The sequence below is a fragment of the Alcaligenes sp. EGD-AK7 genome (genome assembly GCF_000465875.3).
In the GTDB taxonomy this organism is placed as follows: Bacteria; Pseudomonadota; Gammaproteobacteria; order Burkholderiales; family Burkholderiaceae_B; genus Alcaligenes; species Alcaligenes phenolicus.
This window is the reverse complement of sequence record NZ_AVOG02000001.1, coordinates 600,511-614,561: the sequence shown is the minus strand read 5'-3', so window position 1 is coordinate 614,561 and position 14,051 is coordinate 600,511. Positions and strand designations below refer to the sequence as shown.

Below are 14,051 nucleotides of genomic sequence, written 5' to 3'. Positions count from 1 at the left end.
CGGACCGCTTTTAACTACCTGGAGAGACAAAACATGAGCAACCTGCTTAAGGACCGCTTGCGTCCTGCCAAATCGTTAGCCGCTGTCTGGGCTGCCCTTGCCATCACGGCGATTGCCCCTGCGGCCGTCAGTGCGCAAACCACGCTGACCGCCGTAATGGAAGCGCCACTGCGCTCCCTGGATCCAGTCATTACTACCTCCTACATTGTGCGTAACTACGGCTATATGGTGTACGACACCTTGCTGGCGGAAGATGCGCAGGGGCAGGTCAAACCCCAGATGCTGGAAGGCTGGAAAGTGTCCGAGGACGGTCAGACCTACACCATGACTTTGCGTGAAAACCTGCGCTGGCATGATGGCTCGCCCGTGACGGCTGAAGATGCGGTCGAGTCCATCAAGCGCTGGATTCAGCTGGACAAGATGGGCCAGATCATGACGGAGTTCCTGACCAAGATGGAGGTCGTGGATGACCGCTCCTTTGTGATGCAGTTCTCTTTCCCGACCGACATCGCGTTGCGCGCCATGGGCAAACCCAGTTCCTTGCCCTTGTTTGTCATGCCCAAGGATGTGGCACGCACGCCGGTCAGTCAGGCGATTACTTCTACGGTGGGTTCGGGACCATTCCGATTTGTGGAGAAGGAATATCGCCCAGGTGTGCAGGCTGTGTTCGAGAAAAACCCGGACTACGTGCCCCGCAATGAGCCTGCCAGCGGGTTGGCCGGTGGCAAACAGGTCAAGGTAGATCGTGTGCGTTGGGTGGCCATGCCCGATGCCATGACCGGGGTGAACGCGCTGCGCAGTGGCGAGATTGATGTGATCGATCAGGTTCAGCTGGACCTCTTGCCCCTGCTGCAAAACGAGTCGGACATTGTTCTGAATGCTTCTACGGCTCGGGGCGCGCAGACCGAGATGCGCTTTAACTTCCTGCAGCCGCCATTCAATAACAAGCAAGTGCGTCAGGCCGCCATGATGGCGCTGAACCAGAAGCCCTTGATGCAGGCGCAAGTGGGCAACCCGGAATACTTTGAAACGTGTGGTGCCGTGTTTGGATGCCACAGCGTTTTCCCGTCACAAGCCGGTTCTGAAGCCTACTTCAAGGGTGATGCCGCCGGTGCGAAAAAGCTGCTGGAGCAGGCCGGCTACAAGGGCGAGCCCGTGGTCTTGCTGCATCCCACCGACTTCCTGACTTCGCCCGTGGTGCCTGTGATTGCCCAGCAACTGCGCAATGCCGGGTTCACCGTCAACGTGGAAGCCATGGACTGGCAAACCGTGCAGACTCGCCGCACCTCCAAGCGTCCCGTGCAAGAGGGGGGCTGGAGCATCATCACCACCTATTCCGGGCTGGTGGATGTCAGCAATCCGCTGAGCTTCATGGCGGTGGCCTCCAACGGCGACAAGGCCTGGTTTGGCTGGCCGGATGTCCCTGCCATTGAAAAGACACGCATGGAATTTGCCCGCGCCAGTGGCGAGTCCGAGCTGGTGCGTTTGGCCACGGACTTGCAAAAACACATCATGGATGAAGGTGTGATCGTCCCTCTGGGTGAGTTCAAGATGGTCAGCGCCGTGCGCAAGAACCTGAATGGCTTTCTGCAAACGCCGGTTCCGGTCTTCTGGAATGTGGAGAAGCGATGATTGGGCTTATTTTCAAGCGCGTACTGGCCACCATCCCGGTATTGCTGATTGTGGCGCTGGTGATCTTTGTGGTCCTGCGCATGACACATGGCGATGCCGCTGTACTGGTGGCGGGAGATAACGCGACGGATGCACAGATCGCGGAAATCCGTCATCAGATGGGGCTGGACCAGCCAGTGCCGGTGCAGTTTGTGCAATGGCTGGGCAGCATGGTGCAAGGGGACTTTGGCACGTCCCTGATCTCCAGCCGCCCGGTCAAGGATCTGGTGCTGGATCGTCTGGGGCCTACGGTTTCGCTGACCTTGTTGACCCTGGCCTACACCCTGGCCATTTCCATTCCGCTAGGGGTGTGCTCGGCCTGGTATCGAGGCAAGTCGCTGGATCGCTTTGTGATGGCAGGGTCGGTGGCGGGCTTTTCCGTGCCGGTATTCATCGTGGCTTATTTGTTGATCCTGCTGTTTTCGCTGGAGCTGCGCTGGTTGCCGGTACAGGGCTACAAGCCCTTGAGTGAAGGCCTGTGGGAACACCTGCGGCATTTGATTCTGCCGGCGGTGTCCCTGGGTACGGTGTACATCGCCCTGATTACCCGCATTGTGCGCACCAGTGTGATCGACACCTTGAACGAGGACTACATCCGCACCGCCCGTGCCAAAGGCTTGAACGAGCGTCGTGTCCTGACACGTCATGCCCTGGGCAATGCGGCAGTTCCCATCCTGACGATTATCGGCATCAGCATCACCATGCTGATCGGCGGGGTGGTGGTGACCGAATCGGTCTTCAACATTCCGGGGCTTGGGCGCTTGGTGCTGGATGCGGTGCTGTCGCGCGACTTTACGGTGATTCAGAGCCTGATCGTGCTGTTTTCGCTGGTGTATGTAGGGGTGAATCTGCTGATTGATATCTCCTACATGCTGGTCGATCCCCGTATCGATTATTGAGCCCTCGCTTTTTACAGGTAGAACAATATGCAAAAGCTCAACAAATTGAAGAAAGTGGTCGCCAGCAATTCGGCCCGTGCTGCCTTGCTGTTCCTGATCCTGATGGCCGCCATGGCGATCTTTGCTCCGTTTCTGGGTACGCAAGATCCCACCCAACTGGACCCCAGTGTGCGTCTGCAACCGCCTTCCGAGCAGTTCTGGCTGGGGACGGATGCACTGGGTCGGGATCTGTATTCCCGCGTGGTGTATGGGGCGCAAGTGTCCTTTATGGTGGGGTTCGGTGTCCTGGCCATCAGCGTGTTCTTTGGCGTGATTCTGGGTTCGCTGGCGGGTTACTTCCGCCGTCTGGACGCCGTCATCATGCGAGTGATGGATGGTGTGATGGCCATCCCTGGCATCTTGCTGGCCATTGCGCTGGTGTCGGTGTCCGGTGCCAGCCTGACCACGGTACTGATCGCCATTGCCATCCCGGAGATCCCACGCATGACACGCTTGGTGCGGGGCGTGATTCTTAGCGTGCGTTCCGAGCCCTATGTGGAAGCGGCCATGACAGTGGGGACTTCGGCCTACGTGATCTTGTCGCGCCATATGTTCCCCAACACCTTTGCCCCTCTGATTGTGCAGGGCACTTATGTGTTTGCCTCGGCGGTGTTGTTGGAAGCGATCTTGAGTTTCCTGGGGGCGGGCATCCCTCCCGAGATGGCCTCCTGGGGCAACATCATTGCCGAAGGTCGCCTGTACTTTCAGCTGATTCCCGGCATCGTGCTGTACCCCGGCATTGTGCTGTCCATCACCATTCTCAGTATCAACGTCCTGGGCGACGCCTTGCGCGATGCTCTGGATCCCAAGCTGGTCACACGGCTGTAAATGACGAGGGCAGGAGACATAACAATGAATACCTCTACGACCAAGCCCCACTGTGTTTTGTCGGTGAAGGACTTGTGCATCGAAACTAAAGCGACTAATCCCCGCCAGTTGGTGAACAAGCTCAGCTTTGATGTGTATGCAGGCGAGACCCTGTGCATTGTGGGCGAGTCCGGCTCGGGCAAATCCTTGAGTTCCTTTGCCATCATGGGCTTGTTGCCGCCCGATACCTTGCGTGTCAGCCAAGGCAGTATCGAGCTGATGGGCGAGAACCTGCTGACCATGAACAAGGAGCATTTGCTGTCCTTGCGGGCTTCGGCCATGTCCATGGTGTTTCAGGAGCCCATGACCGCGCTGAATCCGGTGCAGCGGGTGGGCGAGCAGATCGACGAAGTGATCCGTATCCACGAAAAGAACAGTTCCCGGCAGGAGCGTCGCCAGCGTGTGATCAATATGCTGGAGCGCGTGCGTTTGCCGGAGCCGGAAAAACTCTTCATGGCCTATCCGCATGAGCTGTCCGGCGGTCAGCGCCAGCGCATCATGATTGCCATGGCCTTGATCCTGCAGCCACGTTTGCTGATTGCGGATGAGCCTACCACGGCGTTGGACGTGACCACGCAAAAGCAGATTCTAAGCCTGATCAAGGAACTGCAAAGCGAATGCGGCACCTCGGTCATTTTCGTGACGCACGACTTTGGTGTGGTGGCCGATATTGCTGACCGGATTCTGGTGATGAAGCGTGGCGATAGTGTGGAGATGGGGACGTGTCAGCAGATTCTGTCCAATCCCAAAGAAGCGTATACCCGCTCCCTGATTGCGTCCGTTCCCAATGTGCATCCGCCTGCAAAAGAGGAAGTGCAAAACGAGATCGTGTTGAGCGCCCGTGGTTTGGGCAAGGTCTATGGCTCGGATTGCTGGTTCTCCAAAGGTCGCAAGATGCATGCGCTTAGCGATATCAATCTGGATATACGCCGTGATGAAGTGCTGGGTGTCGTGGGGGAGTCCGGCTCGGGCAAGTCCACCTTGGCGCGCTGCATTATTGGCCTGGTTGAGGCAAGTTCAGGGCAGATCACGCTGAACGGTGAAACTTTACCCGCCGCCTGCAAGGACCGCAGCCTGGCGCAGCGGCGCAAAGTGCAAATCGTGTTTCAGGATCCGTATCGCTCTTTGAACCCCCGCGTGACGATTGGCCAGTCTTTGACCGAGGGCATGCACAACATCGGCGTCGATCCCAAAGTCGCTATCGAACGCGTGACCGAGGTCTTGTCCATTGTGGGGCTGGACGCGGATGTGCTGGAGCGCTATCCGCATCAATTTTCGGGTGGTCAGCGGCAACGGCTTTGTCTGGCCCGCGCCATTGTGATGGAGCCGGATGTCCTGATTGCGGACGAATCCGTGTCCGCGCTGGATGTGCTGGTGCAAGAGCAAGTGCTCAAGTTGCTGGTCGATATCAAGCGCAAAACTGGTGTGGCCATCCTGTTTATTACGCACGATTTAAGGGTGGCGGCCCAGATTTCCGATCGCATTGTGGTGATGCAAAAAGGCCGGATTGTGGAGGCCGGGGACCCAGGCCGTGTCATTAGCCAGCCTAGTCAGGCTTACACCCGTGAACTGGTGGAATCCGCACCCGGTGTGCATTGGGATTTTCAGAATTTTTGTGCTTATGCCTGATTGATGCGCGTGTCAGCGCAGCTGGGGGCTGAGCCTTGTGCGCAGCCCGGCGCGCAGTCTGTTTTCGATTTCTGGCCCTTGATTGAGAGGGGCCGGGCGTTCCGAATCCCGCCCAGGGCGGATCTTAATTGTTGATGGAGTTCATATTTCATGTCCAGGTTTGTCAATGTAGCTGCGGCCCAACTGGGTCCTATCGCGCGCAACGAAACCAAGAAGCAGGTGGTTGACCGCTTGCTGGCCCATTTGCATCAAGCCAAGAAAATGGATGTTGATGTGGTGGTGTTTCCCGAGCTGGCACTGACCACGTTTTTCCCGCGCTGGTTCAGCGAGGATATTTCCGATTTTGATTGTTTTTACGAAACCCAGATGCCGGGGCCGGACACCCAGCCCTTGTTTGATGCCGCTGCCAAATTGCAGATAGGTTTCTACCTGGGCTATGCCGAGCTGGTCATTGAAAACGGCGTAAAGCGTCGCTTTAACGTATCCATTCTGGTCGATAAAACCGGCACGATTGTGGGCAAGTATCGCAAGGTGCATTTGCCCGGTCACGGCCAGGACGAGCCCTGGCGTGCTTTCCAGCATCTGGAGAAATATTACTTTGAACCCGGCCACGAGTTCGGTGTGTGGTCGGCCTTTGGGGGCGTGATGGGCATGGCTTTGTGCAACGACCGCCGCTGGTCAGAAACCTACCGCGTCATGGGTTTGAAGGGCGTGGAAATGGTCATGCTGGGCTACAACACGCCGGTTCATAACCCGCCCGCCCCGGAGCACGACGATCTGTCCATGTTCCACAACCATCTGGTGATGCAGGCCGGGGCCTATCAGAACGGCACCTGGGTGGTGGGCGTGGCCAAGGCGGGTAGCGAAGAGGGCATCGAGATGATTGGCGGCAGCGCCATCATTGCGCCGTCTGGGGAGATTGTTGCGGCTTGCTCGACCAAGGGTGACGAGCTGGCCATTGCCCGCTGCGATCTGGATCTGTGCCATTCCTACAAAAGCACGACCTTCAACTTTGAGCGTCATCGTCGACCAGAGGCTTATGGTTTGATCAGCTCGCAACGTGGAGCGGTAGTGCCATGGGCGTGAGCGAACACAAGCAAATGGATCTGGCCTGGGACGCGGTCAGCCTGACACAGGCTTTTGTGCGCATCCCCAGCCTGTCCGGACAAGAGCAGGCCATGGCGGACTTTGTACAGCAAGTCATGCGGGACTTGGGCTTTGATCAAATCAGTGTTGATGAAAAAGGTTCGGTGCTGGGCTTTGTGGGCCCGGCCCAGGCCCCGCTGGCGCTGTTATTCGATGCTCATATGGATGTGGTCCCTATTGCTGGAACCTGGACGGTGGAGCCTTTTGGAGCCGAAATCAAGGACGGCCGCATGTATGGGCGCGGCACCAGTGACATGAAGGCAGGCTTGGCCGCTGCTCTGTGTGGCGCGGCGGCAGCGGCTCGTAGCGGCGCATTGAAACAGCGTATTGCCGTGTCTGCCAGCGTGATGGAGGAAGTGATCGAAGGCTATGCCTTGTCGCACGCTCTGGAACTATGCACGCCAGCCGCCGTGGTGATTTGTGAGCCTTCGCGTTTGCGCATCATGGTGGGTCAGAAAGGGCGGCAGGAGATCTTGCTGCGTCTGCAAGGCCGTCCAGCGCATGCAGCCTTGCCTCATCTGGGGGTGAATCCTATTCAGGCAGCGGCCAAAGCTATTTCTGTTTTGCAGACACTGGATTTGCCCAAGGATGCGCAAGTCGGCCAAGCCCTGTTGGTGCCTACTGACATCATTTCCGACCCGCATCCTTCCATTTCGCTGATTCCGTCGTCCGTTACGGTGCGTTTTGATCGCCGCACCCTGGTGGGGGAAAGCAGTGAATCGGTGCTCAAGCAAATGGAGCAATGCTTGCAAGCCGCAGGGGTGGAGGGCTTTTCGCTGGAACTGGTGGACAGTCAGGTACAAACCTATACAGGTCAGCAGGCCAGTCCGGGGCGGGACTTGCCCGCCTGGCGATTGGATGAGTCGGCTCCTTTGGCGCAGGCCATGGTGCAAGCGGTCCAGCAAGCTGGTCGTGTGGTGGAAATGGATACCTGGTGGTTTTGCACCAATGGCTCCGAGTCCGCCGGGCGACGTGGCATTCCCACCATCGGTTTGGGACCGGGCGAGGAAGCACAGGCACATACGGCAGACGAGTCGGTAGCGATCGACGATGTCCTGGGGGCCAAGGACATTTACGAGCAGCTGTGTATCCAACTGGCGGGACAAGCGTAATAGCAATCGGAGACAAGTGATGCGTATTGCAGTAGCGGGTTTTCAGCATGAGACCAATACCTTTGGCCCGGCCATGGCAACGATGGCGGACTTTGAGCATGGGGGCGGCTGGCCGGGAATGTGCCGGGCAGAGGCGATTGAACCTGCCTTGCGTGGTGCCAACATCCCGGCAGCCGGGTTTATGGCTGCCGCCTCACAAGCCGGGGTCGAGTGCGTCCCGCTATTGTGGGCCGCGGCCAGTCCTTCCGCTCCCGTCGAAGCCATGACGTATGAGGCGATCGTGGCGGAGATTCTGTACCGCCTGGAGCAAGTTCTGCCCGTGGATGCGGTGTATCTGGACTTGCACGGCGCCATGGTGGCCGAGCATCGGGACGATGGGGAAGGGCATTTGCTGGTTCTGGTGCGCGAGATGGTGGGGCCGGACGTGCCGGTGGTCGCCAGTCTGGACTTGCACGCCAATGTCAGCGACACCATGCTGGCGCAGGCCGATATGCTGGTGGCGTACAAAACTTACCCGCATGTGGATATGGCGCAAACGGGTGAGCGTACTTTTCAGGCGCTGATGCGATGTCTGCAAAGCGATCGTCGCCCGGAATTGGCCTGGCATCGACTGCCCTTCCTGATCCCGGCGATCTGGCAAAGCACCGAGATGGAACCGGCTGCCAGCCTGTACCGTCACTTGTCATCGCTGGAAGAAATAGAAGGCGAGGGGAGCGTGTCCTTCGCCATGGGCTTTCCTGCTGCTGACGTGCCCGAATGCGGAGCGGTTTTGTGGGCCTATGCGCAGACGCAGGAAGAAGCCGATAGCCGTTTAGCAGGCTTTCTGGATGAGGTGCTTGATAAAGCCCAAGGCTTTCAAGGCAAGCTGTACGAACCGGACGAAGCTGTGCAATGGGCGCTGAGTCATCCCGGCAAAGGCCCGGTGATTATTGCCGATGCGCACGATAACCCCGGAGGCGGTGCCAGCTCCGATACCTGTGGGCTCTTGCGTGCCTTGCTGAAAGCCAAGGTATCCGATGCGGCTTTAGGCTTGATCGTGGATCCGGAAAGCGCTGCTCTGGTTCACCAGGCAGGGGTTGGTAAAAGCATCGAGCTGTCCCTGGGCGGTAAATCCGGTGTTCCCGGTGATATGCCCTTGCATGCACGCTTCTATATCGAGTCCGTATCCGATGGTCAGTTCTCCGCCACCGGTCCGTATTACGCAGGCTGTGCCATGAACCTGGGGCCTAGTGCCTGTTTGCGCATAGAGGGCGTGCGTATCGTTCTGGCCTCCTACAAGTCGCAAATGGCAGATCAAAGCATGTTCCGTTTTGTGGGGATAGAGCCGGAGCAAATGAAGATACTGGTCTTGAAAAGCGCTGTACATTTCAGGGCGGACTTTGGCTGTATCAGTGACCGTATCATTATCGGAGCCGCCCCGGGAGGCGTTTCCATGCGCACGACAGACCTGCCATGGGAGCGCTTGCCGGCAGAGCGCCTGCTGTATCCCGTTGGCCCCAGCCTGTCTCAATGGCGAATCATGCAATCAGAAGGGCAGGCCTGTTCACAATAGCTTTGCATTTTTTACCTAAGTAGGTATACTCCTGCCTTCACGGTTTTGATGCGGATTAGCTCGGTAAAATGAGCTTCGAAAATCAGACCGCCTGTTCAGACAAGTGTGGATTTCAATCGGCACCGGGATTAACTATCAATAATCTCGAATCGAAAGAAAAAATCTAAAAAACACTTGCAAGAAAGGAAGAACAGGGTTATAGTTTAATTCTTTCGGGGCGTAGCGCAGCCTGGTAGCGCACTTGCATGGGGTGCAAGGGGTCGAAGGTTCAAATCCTTCCGTTCCGACCAAATATTCCCTAGGTAGTAGTCTGGTTCTTTAACGATTCAGTAACTGCTTTGTAAGGCAAAAAGCTGTGGTAGCGATACCATGGCTTTTTGCCGTTTTCGGCCATGGAAAATACAAGGCTTTGCTTAGCTACCTTTGTCCTACAGGTGGCTAAGCAAAGCCTGATGTAAAAGCATCAGGCTTTGAGATACAGCGTTCTGGTTAAGTGTCTGTATCGACCTTGGCTCAGTATGAGACCTCTTGTTCGAGCAAGAGACCTCACAAACGACTGATCAAGTTATTGCTGTTTGTCGGGAATTACCCGCCATCCCCGCGATGGTTGTCTCACGACAATGGGCGCCCTCTAGGTGTCACATAGAAATGAGACAGCCCTTCGTAGGGTAGCCAGTCACACCTTCTCTTTGCGCACACTCAACGTGCCTGAAGGCTAACTGGTTTTTCATAGGTTTTACTTCTGCCCCTATGTAATCGGGCAGCCGGCCCTCACTGCACAATAATAATTCTATGCATGAGCCGGTATTCATCGACCAGGTTGTTAATGAGCATCCACTGGTAGTCAGTGGTTATGCTCATTTTTACCTATCTGGTAAAATTTGGCAACCCCTACATGCCCAGTTAACAACTATAGTCGAATCATATGAGCGATTTTCTTCCCGTACGTAAAGCCTGTGAAATAGTTGGGGGCTTAAGTGCGCTGGCTAAACTATTAGGCGTTGCTCCACCTATTGTTCATCGATGGGCAGCAAATGAGCGCCCTGTTCCCCATTTACGATGTGTGCAAATTGAGCAACTAACTAACGGTGAGGTCACCCGTAAAATGCTCAGACCTGATGATTTTCATGAGATGTGGCCTGAGCTTATCAATAAATAACAAAACCAGAGTGCTAACAATATTTTCATTTCACTTTGGAAGGGAAATTAAGACTGAGTCCGATGCGGCTCAGTTTGGACACGTGCCAGTTGTGTTCGTCTGGAATAAGGATGCAAAAGGTATTCCTCCCTTTTTTAATAGTCGTTAAAAGCAGCGGCTAAGCGGCCAAGGTGAGTCCGCTTTAGCCGTCTCCTGCGAACCAACTATCGCCATGAAATGGTTGATCCACGGCTGGGTCAGTTTCATGCTCACAACTCCACTATCACCTTGCATTTGATGGCAGCGGGCGGGCCAGTGGATTTCAATAAGATGGGGATTGAATTGGCGATACGGCGCGAGGATTTTTACTGGGCCGATTCAGTTTATGGTTTTAAATTATGCTAGGAGAGGATCGGGTTAGTCTGGTAGCTAGACTAGCCCTTTTCCACAGCAGACAAGGCGTGCATGCACATTCATACCTGTTCCCGCCCATAAGCTTGGGCGACGTGGCCCCAATTGAGTGGGTTTGCTGCAGGTTAACAATCAGCACTGGAACCAGAGCATTTCTACTTGTGTAAACTGCGGCGCTTTGTGGCTAAGGCGTGGCCCTGGCATCGCGCTTAATAATCCAAGATGAATTGAGCAGTGGTCAGCTAACAGCGCAACAAGGATTTAGGGGGGAATGGTTCAGCCTACTACTTACTTTCACTCCAGCCCACCATAGATAATCCGTCTATACAAATCGTTGTCAACTAGTTAGGCGAGTAATTAAAAGCGCAGTGAACCATCGGCCCAAATAGCTGCTCTTCCTCACGTAAGCACAGCACTACTTCTTAAAGCCCTAGCTATTTTTGCAGAACAGCCAAGCCTGCTGTTCTGCCCTGATCTTATGCAGTAACAAACCACCGAGTATACGTTGCGAGGGTCGTTGAAAGACGGCCTGCACGCGACGTGTAAAATATAGACGTCCAATACCACTGTCTTTGCCCAACGAGGTCATGAGAATATCCCAATTACAGACTGGGTTTATGGCAATCAAAAATAGCTACGAACTCAACCATTTTATACCTGACTGTATTTATTAGATATGACCTTTAATTAGTTCTGCCTCCCATCAGCAGCTGGGAGTTTTTAGCCCATGGCCCACAGTGATTGCTGTAATCTTGATGTCTTTAAATGCTTGGTTTGCTACTGGATCAAAGCGGCGGTCACAGTTAAACCGTGTATTTATGACGTAATCCTCACCCATAGCTGCAGTCATATGCTCCTCCCAAATATTAGAAGCATTGATTGCATTGTCATCGGCCAGTTCAACCTCGAGTATTACCTCCATAAAACCGGCTGCTCGTGGGCCTTGCCAAGATGCGTACACTGATGGATCATAGGAATTTCCACACATAGAAAGACAGTCAGCTGAGTAGTTTAATGGTCCACCATACGATCCTATGAATATATCAGCAGTTAGGATACGGTTTACAGGTGGTGCATAGGTCCCGATGAATGTGCTTAGATCAGCCTCACACTTGTCCGTTAATTCCATGCGTAATGCAGACACTTTTCCGCCACCAATAGTGGCGGTGATGTTACAGCCTTGAATCCTAAAGTTGTGTTCGTCTCCCAACGATTCACGAGGTATGCCAGCAACTGATTCAAAGTACCGCTGGTTTGTTCCAAGCAAGTCTCCATTGAAAACATCTTTTACGGTTGCGGCTTGCCCCATGCTGGCGAAATATAACGTTAATAATGCTGTCAGTAGAGCGTTTGAAAAAAATGACATTAATAGTTTCCCATTTATTAAATTAAAATTTTTACTATTACAGCATGCAATTAATTCAAGGAGAATTTTCTAATTTATTTTCTTGTTTTTATTATATCTCAACCTCTTGCTTATCTAATTTCAAAATACTCCTCATAAATAAGTATATTCGTTATATTTTGTCCATTCCTCTAAATTGTAGCAGTTCCAAATACTTTCCTTTATTTTGTCGTAACGAAATTTTGGCTCGGCAGCGATGACACGACCCTGGATAATGGAGAGATCAGCTAATATGGGCCCAGTTGATGCTTCTTGTGCTACTCCCTCTTGCAAATCAACCACTGCGTAGTGATACTGGATTGCTTAAGCTTGACACTTCACATCTCAAAAAAAACGTTCTGTCGCATTGCTCATGGACGGCAACATAATTAGGCCTGGTACAACGGCCAGCGTGAAGACACTAAAAACAGTACGGTGAGTCCAATACCGCATGATTTCCTCTTAAGCAACACTCATAAAAAAACATAGCTAAAAGTTGCTTACGGTACTATCTCGATACGGGACTTGTGTACATAGCCTACAAGTCCATCGGAATTACGTATCGCCCACCAAGATCCTTGCTGCTCATAGGTGAAAAAACGCTCATTTTTCAAAATTTGAGCAATGATCTTGCTCTTTGCGTTGGTAGCATTCCTTACATTCGTATACCCATCTGGGTCGTTAATAACAGCCACACGATTAAATGGATCCGTCTGGCTCGAATTTGCTGACGGGCCACTCTCTTGATTGGCGTTACTGATTGCAGGTTCCACTTGGTTCTGCGTAGGCGAGCTAAGCGCAACAGACTCAGGTGTCTTTTGCGTTGGCGGATTACTCGTTACAGTCTTAGAGTGCTGCACAGCGGCGGCATAGGCAGATGTAGCCACTAGCCCCTGCACTACTGTAGACGTTGACTCAGCCTGGTTCAAATGCGTGTTCGAGGCAGTCTGAAGCCGCTCAGGAGGAACCATGTAATTGAGTGCGTATTGGAGGTTGTCAGTGGAATGTTGCACGCAATACTGGTCGATACGCTCAGAAAAGGCCTCTCTATTATTTAAGAGTTGGGCAGTTAGTTCCTTTTGCTCATAGGGTGTTCTCAACTTAACCGCGTCGTCAAGTGTGCCTGCTAGACCTGCTTTGTATGCTTGCAGCATCTCTGGGTCTTGGCCATACATCGACTTATTGCGTTGATCATGGAACTCATAGCAGCGAACATAGTCGTCTGTGCTTGCATATAAGCTCGATGAATATTTTTCAAACTCTTTTCTTTCGCTTTCGGCTTCTTGCTGTCTGTGTAGCTCCATGTCGGCTTCGTAACGCAATTTTGCTTCAGCCTCCTGTTTTTTTATTTCATTCCTATATGCCGCCTCTGTCACTTCTATCATTGTTTCTAGAGCAGGCACGCCAGGGTTTGCGGCACAGTGCTTAGAAATTTCTTCTTGGAGATACATATCGCCGTATGAAGAATGGTTTTTCAAATCTATCACTCGTGGACCCGCATAGTACCCAGTAGCCTTAGGATCTGATGCAAGGGCTATCAAGTTTTCATAGCTTATTTTCTTATCGTTATAGGCTTTGCAGACGGCATAAAGTGGCTGAGTTTTAGAAAAATCATATGCCTTATTTATTCCTGCTGTTGATGCATCGAGTGCGCTGGTTTTCGGGTTTTCCATGCATTTATCGAAAACTAAGTCAGATAACAACTTTCTGTAACGTCGATTTTCTCCTCTCAGCCTTTCTCGATAAAAAAGTTCAATCGTGCTGTTATTTGTGTAGGCCTTGTCCAACTGCCGAAATGACAATTCCAGCATTTGATTTGCACTTCCTACGTCACTCTTCACAACGGCACTATTAATCTGTGCACATGTGAAGGCTGAATCGCCTTTCACTGAAGAAGCTTTTTCGTCACTTCCTCCAAATAGAAAAGAGAGCGATAATGTGGCTGTTAAAAATCCGGTAATCATAGTTGTTTTTTTCGTTTTCAGATAATCAGTCGTTTCAGGGATGCCAGCCATAAATTTTTTTACAGGCTGATGAAGGGGGACTTCAGTACTAATTACATCAATTTTTTATTTCAGCGATTTGAAAATTTTATCGGTGATAACGAGTGGAGCCAGGGGAGCGCGCACTACCAAGTAGGCAAGCCCCCACTGGATTTAAAGACTCATGTGTGAAATTACATAGAAGCCATGTGTCATGAGTT

The 14,051-nt window shown here is 53.0% G+C and carries 10 protein-coding genes and 1 tRNA gene; 9 read left to right on the top strand and 2 right to left on the bottom strand.

What is annotated here, in order from left to right:
• Positions 1-33: 33 nt before the first annotated feature.
• From N879_RS02835 to N879_RS19920, 9 genes are all read left to right on the top strand, one after another.
• Positions 34-1,632, top strand: a complete 1,599-nt coding sequence (locus N879_RS02835; protein ID WP_009454336.1) for an ABC transporter substrate-binding protein — start codon at positions 34-36, stop codon at positions 1,630-1,632.
• Complete coding sequence (locus N879_RS02830) at positions 1,629-2,570, top strand: ABC transporter permease (RefSeq protein WP_009454334.1); 942 nt, start codon at positions 1,629-1,631, stop codon at positions 2,568-2,570. Before N879_RS02835 ends, N879_RS02830 begins: the two co-directional genes overlap by 4 nt.
• 27 nt (positions 2,571-2,597) lie before the next feature.
• A complete protein-coding gene (locus N879_RS02825) occupies positions 2,598-3,437 on the top strand; it encodes an ABC transporter permease (protein ID WP_009454332.1) in 840 nt (279 codons plus the stop codon).
• A 24-nt stretch (positions 3,438-3,461) separates the two neighbouring features.
• On the top strand, positions 3,462-5,105 hold the full coding sequence (locus N879_RS02820) for a dipeptide ABC transporter ATP-binding protein (RefSeq protein ID WP_009454330.1): 1,644 nt from the start codon (positions 3,462-3,464) through the stop codon (positions 5,103-5,105).
• Positions 5,106-5,255: 150 nt separating this feature from the next.
• A complete protein-coding gene (locus N879_RS02815; protein WP_009454329.1) occupies positions 5,256-6,191 on the top strand; it encodes an N-carbamoyl-D-amino-acid hydrolase in 936 nt (311 codons plus the stop codon).
• Positions 6,182-7,363, top strand: a complete 1,182-nt coding sequence (locus N879_RS02810; RefSeq protein ID WP_009454328.1) for a YgeY family selenium metabolism-linked hydrolase — start codon at positions 6,182-6,184, stop codon at positions 7,361-7,363. The genes N879_RS02815 and N879_RS02810 overlap by 10 nt, the downstream gene beginning before the upstream one ends.
• A 19-nt stretch (positions 7,364-7,382) precedes the next feature.
• Positions 7,383-8,915, top strand: a complete 1,533-nt coding sequence (locus tag N879_RS02805) for a M81 family metallopeptidase (RefSeq protein ID WP_009454327.1) — start codon at positions 7,383-7,385, stop codon at positions 8,913-8,915.
• A 213-nt stretch (positions 8,916-9,128) separates the two neighbouring features.
• Positions 9,129-9,205 (top strand) — tRNA-Pro (locus N879_RS02800).
• Positions 9,206-9,840: 635 nt separating this feature from the next.
• The gene (locus tag N879_RS19920) at positions 9,841-10,074 is read left to right on the top strand and encodes a transcriptional regulator (RefSeq protein WP_009454326.1); all 234 of its coding nucleotides are present in this window, start codon (positions 9,841-9,843) and stop codon (positions 10,072-10,074) included.
• A gap of 1,093 nt (positions 10,075-11,167) precedes the next feature.
• Here the strand turns inward: N879_RS19920 and N879_RS02795 are convergent.
• Entirely contained in the window at positions 11,168-11,830 is a 663-nt protein-coding gene (locus N879_RS02795) for a hypothetical protein (protein WP_031232095.1), read from the bottom strand.
• Positions 11,831-12,348: 518 nt separating this feature from the next.
• Complete coding sequence (locus tag N879_RS02790) at positions 12,349-13,863, bottom strand: SH3 domain-containing protein (RefSeq protein ID WP_152978302.1); 1,515 nt, start codon at positions 13,861-13,863, stop codon at positions 12,349-12,351.
• Between the last annotated feature and the right edge of the window lie 188 nt (positions 13,864-14,051).

Coding starts and splice junctions, on each gene's coding strand:
- N879_RS02835 (WP_009454336.1), top strand. CDS start 34: ATGAGCAACCTGCTTAAGGACCGCTTGCGTCCTGCCAAATCGTTAGCC.
- N879_RS02825 (WP_009454332.1), top strand. CDS start 2,598: ATGCAAAAGCTCAACAAATTGAAGAAAGTGGTCGCCAGCAATTCGGCC.
- N879_RS02820 (WP_009454330.1), top strand. CDS start 3,462: ATGAATACCTCTACGACCAAGCCCCACTGTGTTTTGTCGGTGAAGGAC.
- N879_RS02830 (WP_009454334.1), top strand. CDS start 1,629: ATGATTGGGCTTATTTTCAAGCGCGTACTGGCCACCATCCCGGTATTG.
- N879_RS02805 (WP_009454327.1), top strand. CDS start 7,383: ATGCGTATTGCAGTAGCGGGTTTTCAGCATGAGACCAATACCTTTGGC.
- N879_RS02815 (WP_009454329.1), top strand. CDS start 5,256: ATGTCCAGGTTTGTCAATGTAGCTGCGGCCCAACTGGGTCCTATCGCG.
- N879_RS02810 (WP_009454328.1), top strand. CDS start 6,182: ATGGGCGTGAGCGAACACAAGCAAATGGATCTGGCCTGGGACGCGGTC.
- N879_RS02790 (WP_152978302.1), bottom strand. CDS start 13,863: ATGGCTGGCATCCCTGAAACGACTGATTATCTGAAAACGAAAAAAACA.
- N879_RS19920 (WP_009454326.1), top strand. CDS start 9,841: ATGAGCGATTTTCTTCCCGTACGTAAAGCCTGTGAAATAGTTGGGGGC.
- N879_RS02795 (WP_031232095.1), bottom strand. CDS start 11,830: ATGTCATTTTTTTCAAACGCTCTACTGACAGCATTATTAACGTTATAT.